General features: G+C 69.7%; 16 protein-coding genes. 4 read left to right on the plus strand and 12 right to left on the minus strand.

From position 1 onward, the window contains the following. Positions 1–8 precede the first annotated feature (8 nt). Entirely contained in the window at positions 9–728 is a 720-nt protein-coding gene (locus U3653_RS11045) for an SDR family oxidoreductase (protein ID WP_195078530.1), read from the minus strand. 72 nt (positions 729–800) lie between these two features. Between U3653_RS11045 and U3653_RS11050 the strand changes: the two genes are divergently transcribed. Both U3653_RS11050 and U3653_RS11055 read left to right on the plus strand, forming a co-directional pair. Further along, the gene (locus tag U3653_RS11050) at positions 801–1,385 is read left to right on the plus strand and encodes a TetR/AcrR family transcriptional regulator (protein ID WP_195078531.1); all 585 of its coding nucleotides are present in this window, start codon (positions 801–803) and stop codon (positions 1,383–1,385) included. Positions 1,386–1,687: 302 nt separating this feature from the next. Further along, a complete protein-coding gene (locus U3653_RS11055; RefSeq protein ID WP_195078904.1) occupies positions 1,688–2,971 on the plus strand; it encodes an MFS transporter in 1,284 nt (427 codons plus the stop codon). 34 nt (positions 2,972–3,005) lie between these two features. Here U3653_RS11055 and U3653_RS11060 read toward each other — a convergent pair whose 3' ends face one another. The 3 genes from U3653_RS11060 to U3653_RS11070 all read right to left on the minus strand — a co-directional run bounded on the left by U3653_RS11060 (position 3,006) and on the right by U3653_RS11070 (position 4,850). Next, complete coding sequence (locus U3653_RS11060; protein WP_195078532.1) at positions 3,006–3,698, minus strand: hypothetical protein; 693 nt, start codon at positions 3,696–3,698, stop codon at positions 3,006–3,008. A 130-nt stretch (positions 3,699–3,828) separates the two neighbouring features. Further along, positions 3,829–4,194, minus strand: a complete 366-nt coding sequence (locus U3653_RS11065) for an SUKH-4 family immunity protein (RefSeq protein WP_195078533.1) — start codon at positions 4,192–4,194, stop codon at positions 3,829–3,831. 86 nt (positions 4,195–4,280) lie between these two features. Continuing rightward, complete coding sequence (locus U3653_RS11070; RefSeq protein WP_195078534.1) at positions 4,281–4,850, minus strand: TetR/AcrR family transcriptional regulator; 570 nt, start codon at positions 4,848–4,850, stop codon at positions 4,281–4,283. A gap of 99 nt (positions 4,851–4,949) precedes the next feature. On the opposite strand from U3653_RS11070, the gene U3653_RS11075 reads away from it, so the two are divergent. Next, positions 4,950–5,387 carry a DoxX family protein gene (locus U3653_RS11075; protein ID WP_195078535.1) on the plus strand — a complete coding sequence of 146 codons (438 nt, stop codon included), beginning with the start codon at positions 4,950–4,952 and terminating at the stop codon, positions 5,385–5,387. A 66-nt stretch (positions 5,388–5,453) separates the two neighbouring features. Here U3653_RS11075 and U3653_RS11080 read toward each other — a convergent pair whose 3' ends face one another. Genes U3653_RS11080 through U3653_RS11110 form a run of 7 tightly spaced genes read right to left on the minus strand, consistent with a single transcriptional unit; the run spans position 5,454 to position 18,692 of the window. After that, positions 5,454–6,257 (minus strand): SDR family NAD(P)-dependent oxidoreductase, encoded by an 804-nt coding sequence (locus tag U3653_RS11080; RefSeq protein WP_195078536.1) that lies wholly within the window; start codon positions 6,255–6,257, stop codon positions 5,454–5,456. A 9-nt stretch (positions 6,258–6,266) separates the two neighbouring features. Further along, positions 6,267–7,229 (minus strand): DUF1702 family protein, encoded by a 963-nt coding sequence (locus U3653_RS11085; RefSeq protein WP_195078537.1) that lies wholly within the window; start codon positions 7,227–7,229, stop codon positions 6,267–6,269. Positions 7,230–7,263: 34 nt separating this feature from the next. Continuing rightward, the gene (locus U3653_RS11090) at positions 7,264–7,758 is read right to left on the minus strand and encodes a flavin reductase family protein (protein WP_195078538.1); all 495 of its coding nucleotides are present in this window, start codon (positions 7,756–7,758) and stop codon (positions 7,264–7,266) included. Beyond that, positions 7,755–8,942 (minus strand): enediyne biosynthesis protein, encoded by a 1,188-nt coding sequence (locus U3653_RS11095; RefSeq protein ID WP_195078539.1) that lies wholly within the window; start codon positions 8,940–8,942, stop codon positions 7,755–7,757. Before U3653_RS11095 ends, U3653_RS11090 begins: the two co-directional genes overlap by 4 nt. Beyond that, positions 8,939–10,951: a CRTAC1 family protein gene (locus U3653_RS11100; protein WP_323124185.1), complete on the minus strand. Its 2,013-nt coding sequence runs from the start codon at positions 10,949–10,951 to the stop codon at positions 8,939–8,941. The genes U3653_RS11095 and U3653_RS11100 overlap by 4 nt, the downstream gene beginning before the upstream one ends. After that, on the minus strand, positions 10,948–12,372 hold the full coding sequence (locus U3653_RS11105; protein ID WP_195078540.1) for an aminotransferase class I/II-fold pyridoxal phosphate-dependent enzyme: 1,425 nt from the start codon (positions 12,370–12,372) through the stop codon (positions 10,948–10,950). The genes U3653_RS11100 and U3653_RS11105 overlap by 4 nt, the downstream gene beginning before the upstream one ends. Continuing rightward, the gene (locus U3653_RS11110) at positions 12,369–18,692 is read right to left on the minus strand and encodes a type I polyketide synthase (protein ID WP_195078541.1); all 6,324 of its coding nucleotides are present in this window, start codon (positions 18,690–18,692) and stop codon (positions 12,369–12,371) included. Before U3653_RS11110 ends, U3653_RS11105 begins: the two co-directional genes overlap by 4 nt. Before the next feature lie 454 nt (positions 18,693–19,146). Between U3653_RS11110 and U3653_RS11115 the strand changes: the two genes are divergently transcribed. Beyond that, a complete protein-coding gene (locus tag U3653_RS11115; protein WP_195078542.1) occupies positions 19,147–19,695 on the plus strand; it encodes an ester cyclase in 549 nt (182 codons plus the stop codon). A 15-nt stretch (positions 19,696–19,710) separates the two neighbouring features. Here the strand turns inward: U3653_RS11115 and U3653_RS11120 are convergent, their stop codons facing one another. Then, a complete protein-coding gene (locus U3653_RS11120) occupies positions 19,711–20,439 on the minus strand; it encodes a TetR/AcrR family transcriptional regulator (protein WP_195078543.1) in 729 nt (242 codons plus the stop codon). Positions 20,440–20,808: the final 369 nt, after the last annotated feature.

Raw genomic sequence — 20,808 nt, forward strand, 5'->3', positions numbered from 1 at the left:
CCGCACGCTTACTTCGGCGCTCCCAATCGCGCACCGCCGTCGACGCGAACCACGATCCCGGTGGTGAAGGAATTGTCCACCAGGAATTCGATCGCGTGGGCCACGTCGTCGGCGGTGCCGACGCGACCGACCGGGGTGGCCGAGGCGATCGAGTCGAAGACCTCGGTACGCGCGCCGTCGGGCAGGAAGTTCCACCAGTCGGTGTCGATCACGCCCGGGGACACCGCGTTCACCCGCAGCGGCGCCAGCTCGACGGCCAGCACCGGAACCATCGCCTCCACACCGGAATTCACGGCCGCCAGCGCCGCGGTCGCGGGCATCGACCCGCCCGCAGAGGCCGCCGACACCAGGGTGATCGAACCGCCCTGCGACAGGTGCGGCAGCGCGGCCTGCACCGCGGCCGTGTGCGCGAGCAGTTTGCCCTCGACGTGCTCGCGCACATGGCCGAGGGTCAGTTCGCGGAACGGCGTGGTGCCCGACGGGCCGGTCACGGTCACCACCACATGGTCGATCGGCCCGATCTCGGTGAAGAACCGGGTCAGGTCCGCCTCGTCACGCGCGTCGACGGTCCGGCCGGTGACGTTCTCGCCCGGACCGGCGAGCGCGGCCTCCAGTCTGCCCTTGTCGCGACCCGCGATGATCACCTCGTGCCCGTGGGACGCGAGCCTGCGCGCCGCGGCCAGGCCGATGCCCGATGTACCGCCCACGATGACGACTCGGTTGCGCACAACACCCTCCTGATTTTCGAAGCTCTGTGTCTCGAAATATAAACGAGTCACGGTGTCTTGTAAAGTGGCGGCATGACCGGAACTCGTGGCCGCCCGCGCAGCGAGGAGACCAGGCGCGCGATCCTGCGCGCCGCGCTCGAACTGTGTGAACGGGACGGCTATCAGGACTTGACCATCAAGGCGATCGCCGACGCGGCGGGCGCGGGCAGGCAGACGGTGTATCGCTGGTGGCCGGACAAGGCATCGGTGCTCATGGAGGCGCTCGCCGGGCTCGCGCAGGATCCGGCGCTGCGCGTGCGCGCCGAGTCCACCGACGTGCTCGCCGAGGTCGAGGGCCTGCTCACCGTGACCTACGAACTCACGCGCAAGCTGACCGGCCAGGCGCTGGTCGGCCTGATGGCCGACGCGCAACGTGACCCCGCGCTGTCGGAGCGGTTGCAGAGCACGGTGATCGGCCCGCGTCGTGCCGCGTTGCGCGCCCTGCTGGCGCGCGGTGTGGACAGTGGCGAGTTCGCCGGGACGGTGCCGCTGGATCTGGTGGTGGATTTCGCCTTCGGGGCCATGTGGTACCGGCTGCTGAGCCGGCACGCCCCGGTGGACGGGGCGCTGGCGCGGGAGGTCGCCGCCGGTATCGCCGCCATGCTCGGGCGGAGGTGACCGAGGGACTTCCCGCATCGCGTCTCTCGTGGACGCGGTAATCGTGACTGCGGTGGCTATGTGACCGGCATCACAATTCTCGGTCGAGTGGCAGGTCAGAGCAGGCGTGCGCGAGGTCTTCCTGCTCCGTGACTGTTTGCCGCCGCCGAATCCTGGGTATCGGTCTGTTTCGTGCCACGCCTTCGGTCGCCGAGATCGGAGGCGGAACGAACCGAGGTCCGTGACGGACTGGAGAGGACGTGCACGTGACCGATCGAGCATCCAGGAATTTCCCGCTGCGGCGTTCCGTGGCGGCCTCCGCCATGGGCAACGCGACCGAATGGTTCGACTACGGCGTCTACGCCGCCACCGCGACGTACCTGACCGATGCCTTCTTCCCCGGGGAACTCGGCACGCTCGGCACCATGCTCGGCTTCGCCATCTCGTTCGTCCTGCGGCCGCTCGGCGGCATGGTGTGGGGCCCGCTCGGTGACCGGATCGGCCGCAAAGCCGTGCTGGCCACCACGATCCTGCTCATGGCCGCCGCCACCGGCGCCATCGGCCTGCTGCCCACCCACGCGTCCGTCGGCGTGCTGGCCCCGATCCTGCTCATCCTGCTGCGTGTGGTGCAGGGCTTCTCCACCGGCGGCGAATACGGCGGCGCGGCAACATATCTCGCCGAATGCGCGACCGATCGCAAACGCGGATTCCTGGGCAGTTTCCTGGAATTCGGCACGATGGCCGGTTTCGTCGGCGGCTCCGCGACGGTACTGGCCTGCCAGCTCGCGCTCGGTTCGGACACCATGCACGACTGGGGCTGGCGCATCCCGTTCCTGATCGCCGTCCCGCTCGGCCTGACCGGCTGGTACCTGCGCGCCAAGCTGGACGAGAGTCCGGTGTTCACCGAGGTCGCCGAGCGCGAGCGTCCGCCGGGCGGGCTGCGCGAGGTGCTGACCACCTACCGGCGCGAGACCCTCACGCTGGCCGGACTCGTGGTCGCGCTCAACGTGGTCAACTACACGCTGCTGACCTATCAGCCCACCTATCTGCAGAAAACCATCGGCATGGGCGAGTCGGCCACCACCGCGATGATGCTGCTCGGTCAGGTGGTGATGATGCTGGTGCTGCCGTTGTTCGGCCGACTGTCCGACGACGTCGGCCGCCGCCCGATGTGGCTGTTCTCGCTGGCGGGTCTGAGCGTGCTCGCGGTGCCGCTGTACTGGCTGATGGGTCAGGGCACGGCCTGGGCGATCCTCGGCTTCATCGTGCTCGGACTGTTGTACGTGCCGCAGTTGTCCACCATCAGTTCCACGTTCCCCGCCATCTTCCCGACCCATGTGCGGTACGCGGGTTTCGCGCTGGCCTACAACGTCTCCACCGCGATCTTCGGCGGCACCGCCCCGCTGATCAACGAGGCCGTCATCGAGGCGACCGGCTGGGCGCTGTTCCCCGCCATCTACATGGTCGGCGCGTCCCTGATCGGTCTGCTCGCCTGGAACCACCTGCGCGAAACCGCGGGCGCATCGCTGCGCGGCATCGAAGTCCCCGACGCGGGGGAGCCCGCCCCCGACCCGAAGCCCGGCCTCCCCGCCCAACCCGCGTTCTGACTCGGGGCGGCGCGGTGCTCGGCGAAAAGAAGCGCTACTGCGTGGCGGACCAGACGACGACCTTGGCGGTGTAGGCCTTGACCGCGTTGTCGAGCGCTATTCCGGTGATGAACGCGGTACGGCCCGCCGCGGTTCGCACGCAGTAGGCGCTGTCGGTGGTGACCGGCAGGGTTTCGGCGCCCTGGGTGGCGACGAGGTCCGAGCACTGTTTCCGGGTGGGTTCGGCCGGGGTGGTCCACCGGGCCAGGGTCGGCTTCGTCGTGAAGAAGCCGCCGCCGACGCCGTAGAGGGTGGCGGCGGAAAATCCGCCGGAGGCCTCACGGTCGTAGCTGACCCAGGCGCTGGCGCCAGTGTTGCTGGACAGGACGCGGGGCGGGACGGAGTCCAGGTCGAAGTAGGTCAGGTTGAGCGTGCCGGACCATCGGACGTCGTCCGGGGAAGCGTTCGCCGAAGTCGCGGGGACGGCCGAGGAGGGCGCGCGGTCGGCCGGCGTATCGCTGCGCGTGGTCGGCTGAGCCGACGTGGAGGTTCCCGTGGCCGAATCGTCCTTGTCGTCATCGGTGGACTTCTCCACCGCCAAGACGATCAACCCGGAGATGATCGGGAACAGCAGCGTGGTGAGGATCGTCCCGGAATGACGCCGCATCCAGCTCTTCCGCTCGGCGTTGTCCTGCTGCCGGGGCTGCTGTGTCTCGGGCGCGTCCTCGCCGGGCTCGTTGTCCCCCATGAAGAAACCTGTCTCCTGTGGCTGCGTCGGTTCCGCCGGCTCGACGCCTGCTCGAACTCGGACGATGGTCGGCGCCGGTGATCATGGTCGTGCGCCGCTCTCGAATTGTCAATGGCGACAGGGCCTTCGATCACGCGGGTGAGTCGTCGTCTTCCGGCCAGCCGTCCTCCACGACGAGGGTCCCGTCCCGCAACGCGGTCGCGTACTGGTCGGCGACCAGATCGGCCGGATAGGTCGGCCAGTAGGACACCGCGCCGGTGGGCTTGTCGATGACGCAGACGGAGCCGCCGACGATCACCGGCGGGCTGTCCGGGTCGGCGTGCGGCGGGCGGGGGAAGGTGGCGACGGCGACGAAGCAGCTGTCGAATTCGGACAGCTGATAGGTGATCCCGCGTTCGGCGTAGTCGTCGGTGATGAGATGCCGGTCGGCGATCCGGTGTGCCTCGGCCGGGTCCACCGGTGTGGTCGCGTCCGTGGGATAGGCGTGGATGTCCATGTGTCGATGGCAGCTGAGAGGTGGCCGCCTGCTCCTTCCGGGTCTGTGGATAGCACGATGGCGGCTGGTCGCAAGCCGGTTTCCGGTCAGTCGAAGCGGATGGTGGACAGCATCTTGCGGGCGAGGGCCTCCGGATCGGGATCGTCGGCCAGTGTCGAATTATGCAGTGCGCCTTCGCGCCACAGCGAAGCGAAGCCGTGCACCAGCGACCACGCGGCCAGTTGGGTCGCCTTCCGGTGCTCGTTGCCGTGGCCCGGCTGGATGCCGGAGACGCCGGAGCGCAGCGCCAGCGCCGACCGCTCGCGCGCGGAGCGCAATGTCTCGTCCTCCGCGTGCAGCAGGCTGTGCCGGAACATGACGTCGAAGTGCCCTGGGTGCTCGCGGGCGAAACGAATGTAGGCCACCGCCACCTCGCGGAAATCATCCCCCGCCCGTGTGAGCTGTGCGGCGAGCAGTTCGAAGCCCTCGGTGGCCAACGCGGTGAGCAGCCCCGCTTTGTCGCCGAAGTGGTGGGCGGGCGCGGCATGCGAGACGCCCGTGTGCCTGGCCAGGTTGCGCAGCGAGACGGCGTCGACGCCGTCGGCGGCGATCCGCTCGGCGGCCGCGGTGAGCAGTGCCGCGCGGAGATCTCCGTGGTGGTAGCCGTCCTTCGCCATGTCTCGATGGTGACCGATCATCTAGACATTGACAAGTTCATGCCGTCGAGTCTATCTTTCCACTGTCAAGATTTGCTCTTCGATCTACAGGAGATCCCGATGGCACCGCTGGTCGTCCTCGTCGCCGTCACCGCAGTCGTCCGGCTCATCGGCTGGCTGACCGGCAACGGCTGGCTCGATTCGTGGGCGCACGCGACCGCGCTCGGGCTGGCCGCGATGCTCGTGCTCACCTCCAGCGCGCACTTCCTCCAGCCGCGCCGTGACGCTCTGATCGCCATGGTGCCGCCGCGGCTGCCGAACGCTCCCGCGCTGGTGACGCTGACCGGCGTGCTGGAATTGGCGGGCGCGGCCGGTGTGCTCGTTCCCGCGACCGCGGACCTGGCCGCGGCCTGCCTGATCGCGCTGCTGGTTGCGCTGTTTCCGGCGAACGTCCGCGCCGCCCGCGCCGAACTGGGCATCAAGACCATGCCCTTGCCCCTGCGGGCGCTGGTTCAGGTGCTGTTCATCGCGGCCTGTGTCATCGTCATCGTCGGCTGAAGACGACGAAAGGCCCGCTCACCCCTCGAGATTCGATGGGTGAGCGGGCCTTCGACGCGTCTGCGTTCAGTTGCCGCGCAACGCCTTCGCGATGGTGCGGCGCATGAACGGCCGCGCCAAGTCCTCCGGCAGGTTCGCCCAGGCCAGGAAGAACCGCGTGAGCGGGTCGAGCGCGATGTGGTGGCGGCCGCGTTCCAGGCCGCGCACCGCGGCCTCGGCGACGCGCTCGGCCGGCATCGGCTCGATCGAACCGGTGATCGCCTTGGTCTCCACCGGCTTGCGGGTGTTCTCCATGGCCAGCCCCGGTGTGTCGGTGTCGGCCGGATAGATCACCGTGACGTCGACGCCTTTCGGCTCGACTTCGTAGCGCAGGCACAACGCCAGCTGCCGGACGCTCGCCTTGGTCGGTCCGTAGGCGGTGTACCCCGTGATACCGAGAAACGCCGCCGTGGAACTGACCAGCAGAATCTTTCCCTGACCACGCTCCACCATGCCGGGCAGCACCCGCCGCACCGCGTGCACCGCACCGAGGTAGTTCGCCGACATCTGCGCCTCGAACTCGTCGGGGTCCACGTCGAGGAACCGGCCCGGCAGCGCGAGACCGGCGCAGCAGGCGATGACCTCACACGGCCCGTTGCGCTGCTCCAGTTCCGTGATGGCAGCGGCCAGTTCGTCCGCGCGCGTGACGTCGGCGGCGGCCCAGTCCGCGCCCAATCGCTTCGCGGTGTCGCGCAGCGGCAGCTTCCGGCGCGCGATGATCGACACCCGCGCGCCGCGCCCCGCGAAGGCCGCCGCCACCGCGGCGCCGATTCCTTCCGACCCGCCGGTGACGACGACGTGCTTGCCGACCCAGTCCCGGACCCGTGCCATCGCGGCGGCTCAGGCCCGGCTCGAGGTGACGATGTCGGCGATCCGGTCCCGCCACAGCAGGTAGGTGGCGGAACTGCCGTCATCGGGCAGATCGTCGAGTGAACTCTCGATCAGCGCGTCGGTCTTCGCCACGGTGGTGCCGCAGAAGACCTGCGCCGCCGCTTCGCTGTGCTCGTTGACGCTGTTGGTCTGCTGCCGGATGCGGGCGACCATGGCCGAGCCGAGCGACAGCTGCGGCCGGAACTCACCGGCCACCTCCCAGAGTTCCTCCATCGCGGCGGGTTCCACACCACCCGCGAAGGTGACGGCGATGCCGACGCCGCTCCACAGATCCGCGTGCCGTTTCGGCTCGAACTCGCCGATCAGCCGCACGACACCGGCCGGGCTGCCGCCGCCGATGAACCACAGCGCGCGGCCCATGCCCTGGTCGGCGATGCGCTTCAGGTTGTCGCGGTCGCCGAGCCAGGCGGGGTAGCGGGTCTCGACGTGCTTGTCGCGCACATAGCGCTGCATCTGGAAGAACGCCTTGTAGAAGCCGTAGCCGTCGATGGCCAGCCAGCGGAACAGCGGGTGCTGCGGAAACAGTTTCTTCCACCGCACCTTGGGGATCTTCGCCATGGCCAGGCCGACGCCGACGTACATGGTCAGCGCGTACTCACTGGCCGGGCCCTCGATCAAGTCGGCGGCGCGGCGTCCGGGCGAGAGCGAGTCGATCGCGGTGAGACCGACCGCGGCGCCTTCGTAGGCGAACCCGCGATACTTCGGCGGCACCTGCGACAGAGTGGTGATCAGCTCGTCGTTGTCCGAACTGCGGACCGCGGAGTCGATGCCGCCGACCAGGTGCATGGTCACCTGCTCTAGTTCGAGCGCGGTGTGCTGGTCGGGCTGCTCGAATTTGCCGAGCACCTCGCGGACGCTGGCCGGACTGGGGACGAAAAGGGCCGCGCGCAGCGGACCCAACGGCGAGGGCATGGGGTTCTCCATTCGTCGGAGGAGTGGGGGATCGTCACAGGATCAAGCGACGGAAGCCGCCGTCGAAGAAGGTCAGCGCTCCCGTGGCGGCCAGTCGGGCGTCGCGTTCGGCGTGCACGACCTCGCCGACGACGATGCTGTGGTCGCCGCTGTCGAACACGGCGTCGAGCTTGCACTCCAGGCCCGCGGCCGCGTTCGCCAGCATGGGCGCCGCGGTGTGCGGTCCGGGAAACCACTCGACCTGGTCGAATTGGGCGCTGCCGTCGGGCCGCGCGGAGTCGGCGAAATACCGGGCCACCGGCTCCTGCTCGGCCGACAGCACCGAAACGGCGAACGCGCCCGCCTCGTGGATCGCCCGGTGCAGGCGCGCCGTGTGGGCGACGCACACCAGGATCAGCGGGGGATCCAGCGAGACGGACGTGAACGCGTTGGCGGTCATGCCGTGCGGCCGTGGCCACCCGGTGGTGACCACGGTGACACCGGTGGTGAACGCGCCGAGCACGCGGCGCAGCTCGGCGCGGTCGCTCATGAGCGGGCAGCCTCCTTCTCCGGTTCCGGTTCGCCCGTGATGTCGGCCTCCAGGTCGTCGGCCACCACGGGCTGCTGCGCCGCCTCCGGCGCCGCGCCCCGCTGCCCCCACCATTCGGCGATGCCGCGCGCCCACCAGTAGACGCCGCGGGCGCCGCAGACGATCACCAGCGCGATGAACAACCCGTAGGAGATGTGCAGCGCCGTGACCACGCCGTACATGATGCCGACCGAGGCGCCGAACATGATCTGCTGCTTCTTGCCCGACGGGGTTGTGCCGGGGTCGGTGACCATGTAATTGGTGAACAGGACGAACGCAAGGCCGGTCATCATGCTCAGTCCGGCCAGGATCGAGATGTTCGGTTCGATGAGCCCGCGCACGATGGCCTGCAGCGCGAACGAGCCGACCCACGCCATGATCAGCGGCATCTTCAGCGTCAGCTTGGCGTTGAGCATGGTGCCGGTCGTCAGCAGGCCGAGCACGATGAGCGCGTCCGCCGGTCCGGTGATGTATTCGGTGAAGTGGTACGGCGGCGCCACCGCGATCATCGGGAACACCAGGAAGCACACCACCACACCGAAATTCGACGGGTTCATGAAGTGGCGCATCTTGCCGTTGATCTTCGCGCGCAGCACCCACTTCGTGCCGACCGCGACCACGATGCCGAAGATCACCGGCCACAGCTTGTCGTGCGCGAAGGTCAGGAAGTTGAACGCCAGACCGGTGATGTGCGCGGGCAGCAGGAACTCGAACAGCCCACGCGGCCCGCGGCCACGGAAGGCGGGCGGGCGCTTGTACGCCCAGGCCGCCAGGACCTCCAGCCCGATCTCGGTGGTGTAGGCCGTGGCCAGTGCGATGAACGGCCACAGGAACGGCTGCTCGAAGCCGAGCAGCGGGAACCCGATCAGGTTGAAGATCGTGATCGAGATGGCGAAGTTGCGCAGCGCCAGGTAGCGCGGATCCTTCGTCGGCGCGGGCTTTTCCATCCATTCCTTGGCGAACTCGGTGCCCGAGCGTTGCATGGAGGAGATGCGTTCGGCGGTGGTCGTGGCGCCATTGCCCTGGTGAGCGGCGCCGTTGCCGTTGGCAGGTGCGCTGCCGTTGCCCTCGGCCGCCTGCGTTTCGTGATGGCCGTTGGAGGCGGCTTTCGCCTCGCCCGGATCCTTGTTGTCGTTGTCGCTCATCGCTGCTTGACCTCCTGCGCGTCCGAGGCGAGGTTCACGGTGTGCCAGCCCGGCGCGAGCTGGAGGGACTGTTCGTGCGGGGTGCCGTTGGTCTCCCGCCAGCGGAGCGTGACGTTCACCGGGGCGGCCGGATCGACCTCGCCGAGCCCGATGTGCACCTCGGTGGCCCGCTTGCCGGTGTGCCCGCTGCCGCCGTCGAGGTGGCTGCTGAGCAACCGGCCGTCCGCCGTGCGGACCTCGACCTGGGCGTCCACCGCGGGAACGCCCTGCGGGGGAAGACCGGCGACGGTGGTCGTGGCCGCGTTGCCCTCCCAGGCCGGCTTGAACAGCTTCAGGCCGAGGAACTGGCCACCCTTGGCCTTGTTGTTGTGGTAGAAGGTCGGATCACCCCACTGCCGGGCGACGGCGAAGCTGAGCGCGCCGTTGCCGGAGGTGTCGCCGACCGCGATGCCGCGCGAGGGCACCGGGGTGTCCATGCCGAGCGCGTGGGTGAGGTTGGCGAACTTGCCGTCGTCACCGCGGCTGAAGAATCCGACCGGGTCGCTGCCGGCGATATCGGCGTCGGAGCCGATGATCGGCCAGGACCACGGGTACTTGGTCAGATCGTCGTTCATGGTGCCGAGTTCCTGGATCTGCGGCCACCGGTTGGTCTCGCCCTTGATCATGCCAGTGGCCTGGATCAGCTCGTTGCGGCCGTCGTTGTCGAAGTCGTCGATCTTGGCGTCCCAGCCCCAGGTCTCCCAGGCCAGGCCGACGTCGGTCGCGCGGTTCTCGAACGGCGCCACGCCCTCGGCCAGCTGACGTGCCGCGTCGGCGGTGTCCTCGGCCGTGTTGTAGAACGCGAAGTGGCCTTCCATCAGCGCGAAGCGCACGGCGATATTGCTGACGAACAGGTCCGGCATGCCGTCGCCGTTCAGATCGCCGAAGTCGGCGGCCATGCCCTTGTCCGAATCATGGCCCAGCACATACGACTTCGGCTCGGTGATCCCGCGCTCGCCCTCGGCGAAGCCGAAGCGGATCTGGCCCGGCGTCGACTTGTTGACGAACAGGCGGTCGCGTCCGAAGTCGTTGGCCACGTACAACTCCGGGAGCTGGTCGCCGTTCAGGTCGGCCGCGGCGGCGGCAAGCGCCCATCCGGTGTCCATGCCGATCGGGAACGGGTTGGCCACCTCGCGGTACTCGGCGGTCGGCTCGTCGCCCGACTTGGCGGAGGCCAGGGTGAAGATGCGGTCCTTGCCGCCGTTGCGCGCGTTGGACAGCGAGTCGGTCATCCACAGCGCGAGCTGGCCGTCCTTGGACAGCACGTCCATGTCGTTGAAGTACTGGCCCAGGTAGATGTCGGGCTTGCCGTCGCCGTCGAAGTCCGAGACCGAGACCGCGGCGGTGATCCAGCGCTGACCCTCGTAGTGCCCGTCCGCGGTGTTCGGGGACGGCACCAGGTCGATCGGGCGGAACGCCTTGGCGTCCAGGCGGGTCGCGTTGGCGCGCTGCAGGTACAGGATCGGGGTGCGGCCGTAGTACGACACCAGCGCGTCCATGCGGCCGTCACCGTTGAAGTCGCCGGGGATGCAGCCCGACGGCACCGTGGAGGTGTCGGCAGGCAGCGGCTTGGGATCGAGCACGAACGGCTCGTACCGGGCGGTGTTGCTGTCCGGCGTCGGGGTGATGAAGGCGGTGTCGGAGCGCGGGTCGACCACGCACAGGTCGTCGGCCAGCCGGTTGCCGTCGAAGTCGTTCATCGCGATGGCCGCGCCGACCGAGGAGATCCAGGCCGACAGGTGCTTGTACGGCTCGCGCAGTTCGCGGATCTTGCGGTCGGTCGGCAGGCCCTTGGGCAGCGCGATCGGCATCGCGGTGAAATCGAATTTGCTCGCGATGGGGCCGCCCGCCTCGTCGTAGGTGGGCAGCAGCGCCGACCGCGCGGGAATGAACAGCGAGCCCATCAGCAGCAGCGCCACCCCTGGCACCACCGCTTTTCGCAGGAGGGATCGGTTGATGGGAATTTTCACGAGTGCTGCTCCTCATGGGCGAGTGTGAATTGCTGTCCCGCGGTGTCCGCGAGTCCGTCGAGCACCTCGCGCAGCGTGGCCAGCGCCTGGTCCATTTGCTGCTCGGTGTGCCTGCAGTTGATGAAGAACCGCAGCCTGGCCTCCCCGGCCGGGACGACCGGGTGGGTGATGGCGTTGACGCTGAAGTCGCGTTGCAGCATGGCCAGCGCCGCCAGCACGGCCGGTTCGTCGGCGCCGGTCATGACCGGGATGATCGGTGAGTCCTCCGACGTGCCGATGTCGAAGCCGTACTCCTTGGCGCGGCGGTGGAAGTACTCGCTGTTGTGCCGCAGCCGCGTCACGCGTTCCGGCTCGTCGCGGAGCACTTCGAGCCCGGCCAGCGCGGCGCCGATGGCCGAAGGAGCGGGCGCGGCGGTGTACATGCTCAGACCGCCTGCGACGTATTTGAACCCGTCGACCAGTTCCCGGTTGCCCGCGAGATAGCCGCCGACGCTGCCCAGCGCCTTGGACAGGGTGCCCATCCAGACGTCGACGGCGTCGCCGGGCAGGTCGAACAGCTCACGCACGCCGTGCCCGGTGGCGCCGAGGGTGCCGAACGAATGCGCCTCGTCGATCATGATCGAGCAGTCGTAGCGCCGGGCCACCTCGATGATCTCCGGCAGACGGACCACATCGCCGTCCATGCTGTAGAGGCCCTCGATGATCACCATGGCCCGGTCGAAACTGCGCCGCGACATCTTGAGGATCGTCTCGAGCGACTCGGGATCGTTGTGCCGGAAGGAGACTCGCTTGCAGCGCGACCACTCCGTGCCGGACACCACGCTGTGGTGGATGAGCGCGTCGCAGACCGCGAGATCGCGCTTGCCGAGCAGGAATCCGACCGCGGCGGCGTTGGTGAGGTAGCCGCTCGCGGTCACCAGCGCGGCCTCGGTGTCGTAGATGCCCGCGATCTCGGCTTCCAGTTCGCGATAGATCGGCAGCTCGCCCGCCACGATCCGGACCGCGGCGGCGGAGGTGCCGTACCGATCGATCGCGTCCTTGGCGGCCTGCCGCACCCGCGGGTCGGCGGCCAGGTCCAGGTAGCCGAAGCTGCTGAAGTTCACCACGTCCCGGTCGGCCATCCTGGTCACCGCGCCGCTGATGCCCTCGTGCGGCAGGTAGTACGGGTTGACCAGACCGACCTCGTTGACCCAGGCGTCGAACCGCCCGAACCGCTGCGCGGCCTCGAGCACGCCGGGATGGTCACGGAACGACGTGTGCGCGGCCCCGCGCGCCGCGCCGCCGCCGTTGCCGGTGGCCGCGGCCGGGGCGGCGGCGCCGTTGGCGGCTCGCGCGCCGTTCCCGTTCGCCGTGGCGGTGTGCTCGCCGCCTGCGTGCCTGGCCAGCAGTGCGCGGGCCAGTTCCCTGTTGTTGCCGCTCATTCGTCCTCGCTCCTCGCCGCGCGCTCTTCTTCCTGGGCAATCTGCTCGGCAATCCGCGCGCCGAGCCCGCGCAACGTCAGTCCGATCACGGCCAGCACCGACAGCTGGGTGCCGAGCACCTGCACCACGCGCGCGCCGAACTCCATGCCCATCAGCGAATCCATGCCGAGTTCGGGCAGCGGGGTGTTCAGGTCGATCGTCTCGGCGTCGACCCCGAGCACCGCCGCCAGCTGCTCGGCGAGCAGGTAGGCCACCACCTCGCCGCGCTGTTCGGGCCCCAGCTGGAGGATCTCCGCCCGCAGCGCGCCCGCGCCCGCCGCGCCGCCGCCCGCGGCCGCCACCTGGTCGGCGAAACGCGGCGTGCGGGTGGACGGGCGATGCGCCAGCGCCCACTGGCTCCAGTCGACGTCGAACAGCACGATCTGCGGCAGGTTCAGCCGCAGGCACTCGCCGAGCAGATCGGTGGCCACGTCCATGTCCACCGAGCGGTACCCGGTCATCTCCGCGTATCGGCTGACCGCCTCGTAGTCGGCCATGCCACCGCCGCCGCTCATGAAGCCCCAGTTCACCGCGAGTGCGGCGGCGCCGCGGGCCCGGCGGGCGGCCGCGATCATGTCGAGTACGGAATTGGCTGCGGCATACCCGAATTGGGGCGATATGCCGACGATGCTGCTCGCAGAGGAGAACAGCACGAACATGTCCAGATCGATGCCGGCCGCGGTGACGGCGGTGTCCAGGTTGACCGCGCCCGCGACCTTGGGCCCGAAGATCTCCGCCAGCGATTCGGCGGTGATCTGCGGGACCTCGAGGTTGTTCACCACGCCGGCCGCGTGGAACACACCACGCAGCGGATGTCCGCTGGCCTGGATGCGATCGACCAGCGCGGCGACGGCGTCGTAGTCGGCCATGTCGAGACGCTCCTCGACGACCTCCGCACCCGCGGCGGTGAGCTCGGCGACCGCGGCGCGGGCCGCGTCGCCGGTGGCGCCGCTGCGTCCGGCCAGCACCAGCCGCCGCGCGCCGACCCGCACCAGCCAGCGCGCGGTCGCCAGACCGAACGCGCCGAAGCCGCCGGTCACCAGGTAGCTCGCGGCGGGGTCGATCGGCAGACTCGGCCGCTTGACCAGCACGGACGGTTCCGGTTCACGCAGGTCGAGCACCACCCGGCCGATCTGCTTGGACCGCACCACGGTTTCGAACGCCTCGGTCGTCGCGGTGAGCGGGAACGCGGTGTAGGGCAGGTAGTCGTAGGTGCCGTCGTTCAGCGCGTCCATCGCCCGGCGTGCGGCGCGGCGGACCAGCTCGGGCCGCACGGCCAGCGCGCGGTCCATGTCCACGGCGAAGAACGACAGGTTCCGGTCGAACGGACGCAGGTCGATCGCGCCGCCGCCGTAGATGTCGGCCTTGCCGATCTCGATGATCCGCCCGAATTCGGCGGCCACCCGCAGGTTCTGCTGGAGGATCTCGCCGGGAGACGAGTTGTAGACCACGTCGACGCCGCGCCCTTCGGTCAGGTCGAGCACGTCGTCGACGAAGCTGATCGAGCGCGAGTTGACCACCTCGTGCGCCCCCGCCGCCGCGGCCACCGCGCGCCGCTCGTCCGAGCCCGCCGTCGCGATCACCCGCGCGCCGAGACGCACCGCGACCTGGACCGCGGCCATGCCCATGCCGCCCGCGGCGCCGTGCACCAGCACCGTCTCACCCGGTCGCAGGTGCGCGAGGTCGCCGAAGGCGAATTCGGCGGTGAGGAAGGGCAGGACCGAGCTGGAGTGGCACGGGTCGAGCACGGTGTCCGGGTAGTCGAGTGGCATCGTGGCGCCCTCGTCCGGCCGGAGGGTGACGTGTCTGCGAAGCAGATCCCTGGCGCACACCGACATCTCGTCCCCGACGGCGACCTCGGTGACTCCCGGACCGACCCGCTCGACCACGCCGAAACCGTCCATGCCCAGTTCGGTGCCGAAATACGTACCCGCCAGCTCCTTTTCGGTGAGCACGCCGAGCACCTTGAGCGCGTCCTTGTAGTTGAGGCCCACCGCGTCCATCCGGATCTCGACCTCGCCCGGCCCCGGCGGCACGCGATCGACCGCGCGCCAGGTCAGGTCCGACAGCAGCCGCGAGCGCGGAATCTCCAGGCGGAAGGAGCTGTCCGGGTCGGTCAGCGGCGCGGCCTCGTCCCAGACCGCCAGATGGTCGCGCAGGGACTTGCGCAGGTGCAGCGCCCAGCACGCGCCCGCACGCAACGCGACCTCGTCGGCTCGCCCGTCGCCGAACACCTGCTCGACGACGTCGGCGGCGCGCGTGGCGGGCTCGGTGTCGACCAGTCGCCAGTGCACCGCGGGTTGCTCGTTGCGCAGCGTGCGCCTGGCGCCGGTGAGCGCGGCCTGCGCGGGATGGGCGAAGGCGTCGACCGGCAGGCAGAACGCCTGCTCGGTGACCACCACCGCGCGCACCTCGATGGCAGGGGCCTCGCCGTCCTCCTCGCCGACCACCAGCTCGCCGACCGCTTTGGCGACCTGCGCCAGCCCGTAGGCGTTGGGCACCGCGTCCAGTTCGGCGCCGGAGACCACGACGAGGCGGCCGCGCGTGACGCCGGGCCGCGCCTGCGCGGCCCGCAATGCGGCTAGGACACGGTCGGAGGCGTCGGCCGCTTCCGGTTCCAGGGTGAGGATCTCCGCCGACGCCCGCGCGCTGGCGATCTCCTTGGCGCGCTGGGAGACGGTGCTGCCCAGGCTGACCACGAGCAGGAACTCCTCGCCGCCCACGGGTTCGTCGGCGGGCGCGGTGTCGTCGACGATCGCCCACACCGGCTCGTAGAACAGCTCGTCGAGCTGGTCGTGCAGATCGGGCTCGGCCGCAAGGCTGGCGAACCGAACCCTCGAAAGAGTCAGTGCCACAGCACCTTCGGGGGAAGCGACAGTGATATCGGCGCACAGCGGGTCGCCGTCGACGCGGCGGACGAGCACGACCGCCTGCTCGGGCAGCGGCCCGGTCCAGCGGACCCCGTCGACCGAGGACGGCACCACGACGCTCGCGCCGTGCGCGGTCTGCGCGTACAAGGCGGCGAAGCACTGCAACGCGGCGTCGACCGCCGCGGGGTGGGCCAGATGCGGCAGGCTCGGCGCGCTCCCGGCCAGCGGCGTGAGATCGAGCCGGGCCAGCACCGAGTCGGCGCCGACACTGGCGGCGGTGATCAGCCGGAAGCTGGGCCCATAGGCCAGGCCGTGCGCGGCCAGGCCGTCGTAGAGCGTCGCCGCGGACACCTCCACCGCGTCCGCCGCCGGGGTGAGGTCGACGGTGCGCGGGTCGACGTCCGCCTCGATCAGCCTGCCGTGCGCGTTGATCGTCCACGTTGTCGCGGTGGCCGCGCGCGAACGCAGGGTGAACCGGCGGGTGGTCTCCTCGACGCTGAGACGCAGCACCGGCACGTCGTGCTGGCCGATCACCAGCGGCGCGACGAACTGGACCGACTCCAGCCCGAAGCTCGTGCGACCGGTCCGCACCGCGACGGCGCTGAGCGCGGCGTCCAGATAGGCCGCGCCCGGCAGCACGACGGAGCCGTCGACCACGTGATCGGGCAGCCACGGCAGCGCGGCCACCGACAGTTCCACTTCCCATTCCGGCGCGGACGCCGCGGTGCGCTGGCCGAGCATGACGTAGCCGTCGACGGCGCCGACGCGGTCGGCCTCGATCGCGGGGTCCTCGGTCCACAGCGTGCGGCGCTGCCACGGGTAGCGGGGCAGGTCCAGGTGCGCCACCGGGGCGTCCGGTGCGCCCGGCGCGTGCGCGGTGTCCAACCCGCCCGCCTGGTACAGCTCGCCCACCGCGCGCAGCAGGTTGTCGCGGTCGTCGGCGGTGCGCGACAGGGTGCTGATCGCCGCGCCCTCCAGGCCGCGGCGCACGAACGCCTCCTTGACGTTGCCGCTGAGCACCGGATGCGGCCCCACCTCGAGGAAGACCCGGTGCCCGGCATCGAGCAGGCTGTCCACGGCCGCGCCGAACCGCACCGGCTCGCGCACGTTGCGGCACCAGTACTCGGCATCCCAGTCGGGACCGGACAGCTCGCCGCCGGTGACGGTGGACCAGATCGGCACCCGCGCGGCCCGCGGCGCCAGGCCGGCCAGCACGGTGGTGAGTTCGCCGAGGATGGGGTCCATCAGATGGCTGTGGTAGGGCACCTCCACACGCAGCGCCTTGGCGAAGACGCCTTCGGCGGTGAGCTCCTCGCGGATGCGGTCCAAATCGGCCAGGTCGCCGGACAGCGTCGCGGCGGAGTGGCTGTTGATCGCCGCGACGCAGACGCCCGGCACGCCCGCGAGGCGCTCGCGCAGTTGCTCTTCGGACAGGCCGACGGCGAGCATGCCGCCGGTGCCAGCGGTGGTGGCCTGCAACCGTGCGCGGTGATAGCTCACCAGCAGCGCGTCGCGCAGCGACAGCGAGCCGGAGGCGTAGGCCGAGGCCACTTCGCCGACGCTGTGGCCGACCACCGCGGCGGGGCGGATGCCGAGTTCGGCGAGCTCGGCCACGAGCGCGGCCTGGACCAGGAAGTTGGCCGGCTGCGCGTACGCGGTCCTGGTGATCCGCGACTCCGCCTCGGGCCGAAGCAGTTCCTCGACGATCGACCAGCCCGCGATCTCCTGGAAGACCTCGTCGATCGACCGCGCGGCGGCGGCGAAGTGCCCGTCGGCCTCGAGCAGGCCACGGGCCATGCCCCACCACTGCGGGCCCATGCCGCTGAACACGAACACCGGCTGGGTGGAGCCGTCGGTGAGCGCGCGGGCGGGGGACTTGCCCGCGCCCGCGGCGAAATCGGCCAGCTGCGAACGCAAGTCGTCGGTGTCGCGGTAGGCGAACGCCGCGCGGATCGGATGATGCGCGCGCTGCGTCCATGCCGCCTCGGTCACCGCGTCCACCGGGGTGGTCTCGGTCAGGTCGTGCACCTGGGTGGCCATCGTGCGCAGCGCGGTCTCGTTGCGGGCCGACAGCGGCAGCACCGTGATCGGCCCGCGCGTCCGCGCCTGCGCGGGCGCTTCCGGCGCACGGGTGAGGATCGCGTGGGCGTTGGTGCCGCCGTATCCGAAGCTGTTGACCGCCACCGCGGCTCGCCCGTCGTCGTTGGGCAGCGGCTCGGTCTCCAGCGGAATGCGAACTCGCAGCTCGTCGAACCGGATCTCGGGATTCGGGTTGTCCAGCCGCATTTGCGGCGCGATGACACCGTGTCGCAGGGTCAGCGCGGCCTTGATGAGACCGGCGACGCCAGCGGCGGCCTCGGTGTGGCCGATGTTGTTCTTCACCGAGCCGACCGGCAGCGGCTCGTCGCGGCCGTCGACCGCGCCGTACACCGCGCCGAGGGCGGCCAATTCGAGCGGGTCGCCGACCGGCGTGCCGGTGCCGTGCGCCTCGACATAGCGGATGTCGCTGGCGTCGATGCCCGCCAGCCGGTGCACCCGCCGGGCCAGCGCCTCCTGCGCGGCCGGGTTCGGCACCGGGATGGCCAGTGTGCGGCCGTCCTGGTTGACGCCGCTGCCGCGCACCACCGCGTAGATCCGGTCGCGGTCGCGCACCGCCGCGTCCAGCGTCTTCAGCACCACGGCGCCCGCGCCCTCGCCACGGCCGTAGCCGTCGGCCGCCGCGTCGAAAGACTTGCACCGGCCGTCGACCGCGAGGAAGCGGCCCTTGCACATGGAGATGAACGCCTCGGGGCGCAGCATCGCGTTGGCGCCGCCGACGATCGCCGTCTCGCACTCGCCCGACTCCAGCGCGAGCACCGCTTGGTGCAGCGCGACCAGGGAGGACGAGCATGCGGTATCGATGGTCATGGTCGGCCCGAGCAGATCCAGCAGGAACGCGATGCGCGCCGACAGCAGCGTGTGCGACGAACTGGTCGGACTGTGGCTGTTGATCGAGGCCCGCGCCACCGAGCCGCTGCGCACCAGCGCGTTGTCGTTCATGAAGCCGCCGACGAACACGCCGACCTCGCGTCCGCCGACCCGGCCCGCCATCCCCGCGTCGTCGAGCGCCTCCCAGGCGACCTCGAGCAGCAGTCGCTGCTGCGGATCCATGATCGACGCCTCGCGCTGGGAGATGCCGAAGAACTCGGCGTCGAACTCCCACAGCGACTGGGTGAGGAATCCGCCGTGCCTGGTGTACATCCGGCCCGGCGCGTCCGGGTCCGGATCGTAGAACTTGGCGATATTCCAGCGGTCCGCCGGTATCTCCACGATTCCGTCGCCCTTGCGCACGACGAGATCCCAGAACGAGTCCGGCCCGTCGATGCCGCCCGGAAAACGGCAGCCGATACCGACAATTGCTACATTGGGCATGCAAATCCCCTGATGCTCGGGCATTCGAAAACGCGGACGGGTGAACGTCCGCATCATCGAATCAGCGTGGAGACAGCCGGAATCGCGGCGCCGGTAAACCTGTTCGGCCTTGGCGTCGTCCGGCGGTGAAGTGGTTCCGCGGTAGGAGGTCAGTGTCCACCCATGGTAGGAGCGGCGATTCGCGAAGGTCAATACGGAATTGTTCTCGCCGCAACCTGAAAGCGTTGCCGGGCAGGTAATGACAACTTCGGCATCGACGCAGTTCAGAGTGCTTATGACGAGATTATTCTGGCGTTATTACAGAGTTATCGCGGGGTGGAACCGGTGTGAATTACATCGTTATTCCGGTGTTATTCCGCGTCGTTCCTCCGCCGGTCGCCGGAAGGTGTTGAGGAGGCCGTCGATTCGTGGCTACGATGGCTCGTCGTAACGCAGTGGCGCGAAAGGCGATGGCGTGGATTCGTACAACACCGGGCAGTTCCGCATCGAGGCGGAGGCCGAACCCATCGAAAGCCTGGACTGGCTGCTGGCGTTCACCGAGCAATACATCGCGGGCTGGAACAGCGGCGACGGCGCTGCGGTCGCGAAATGCGTCACGCAGGACACGATCTGGCACGACCCTTCGCTGGACGCGCCCGCGCACGGCCCGGCGGGTGTGGAGAAGTTCGTCGCGGACACGGTGCGTTCGTTCCCGGATGTCGCCTACACCAACCCGTTCCCGCCGGTGCTCGCCGCGGACAACCGGCTGGCCTTGGTGCCGTGGCGGATGACCGGGACCCATCTCGGCCCCATCGACCCGCCCGGTTTCGGTCCGACCGGCAAGACGATCGATCTGCTGGTCATCGACGCGTGGCAGTTCCGCTCCGGGTTGATCTGGCGCAGCCAGGCCACCTGGGATCTGACGGAGATGCTGCTGCAACTGGGCCTCATGCCGCCGCGCGGCAGCGCCGCCGAGCGCGCGATGGCGCGCGCCCAGCGGTTCAGGTCCAAGCTGCCGTTCTGACCCGGCCCGGGGGAATCACTCGCCGAACAGTGTGGCGAACCGTTCCACCGCGAGGAGGACCGAGGCGCCGACGGATTCCAGCTCGGCGCCCATGCCCACGAGCAGATTCACGATCGCGGGCACCAGCACCTCGAGCAAACCGTCGTCGCCCAGGTGACCGGCCATCTCCAATTGGATGAAGCCGAACAGTCCCATCCACAGCTGCGCCGCGGCGGAACGGACATCGGGGGTGTTGATCAGTCCGGCGTCCTGTGCGCGCTGCACCGCGCCCACCACGTGGTCGAAGGTCTCCGCGTAGTGCTCGAACTCCGAATCGTGCCCGGCCACGAGCACGTTGCCGCGGTTGATCTTCAGGTCGATGCGCGTCCCGGTGCCGAACATCAGCTGGAACAGTTCCGGCCTGCGCTGGGCCTCGTCGCGGAACACCAGGCCGAGCACGAGCAGATCGGTGATCGGCTCGTCGGTCACTCCGGCCGCGGTCATGCGCTCGGCCAGCTGGGCGAAGCCGGCGGAGCCCGCCGCCCGGATCAGGCCGGGCATCCCACCGAAGTTGGAGTACACCGCCATCGTGGAGACCCCGCACATGCGGGATACGCGGCGGACGGTCAGCGCGTGCAACCCCTCGGTCGAGACCACCTCGACGGTCGCCTCGATCAGGCGATCGCGCAGCGCGGTGTTCATCGTGTCCGTCCCGGCGGCCGGGCGCACGGCTAGTTCGGTTGTTCCGGCAGTCTGCTTGGTCATCGCTTCCGCTTCCCCCGCGCGGTCACGCCGTGGCGCATAGATGCACTGACGCGCTGTCTTCGGGAAGGCGGTATCGCCGCTTCACCTCGGGCGCACCGGTCCTGCTCACCGCGCGGACCACCGATCGCGGGGCGGGGGGAACGACGTCGACTTCGACCGATGCACCATCGATTCGCCCGGTCCGGAAAGCTGATCGTGGTTCATCGCGCACAGATATCTCCGTTCTTGCCGCACGAACGGGCGGGCAGAGCATGAGGTGGAGCCGCGTTCGCGGGCTACGAAGAGCAGGCGCACCCGCCGGGAGGTGCGTGTCGGAGGTGAGTGTCGTCACTGAAACTCTATGTGATACAGCGTAACATCCACAGCCAT

The organism is Nocardia implantans (genome assembly GCF_035544775.1).
Taxonomy (GTDB): domain Bacteria; phylum Actinomycetota; class Actinomycetes; order Mycobacteriales; family Mycobacteriaceae; genus Nocardia; species Nocardia implantans.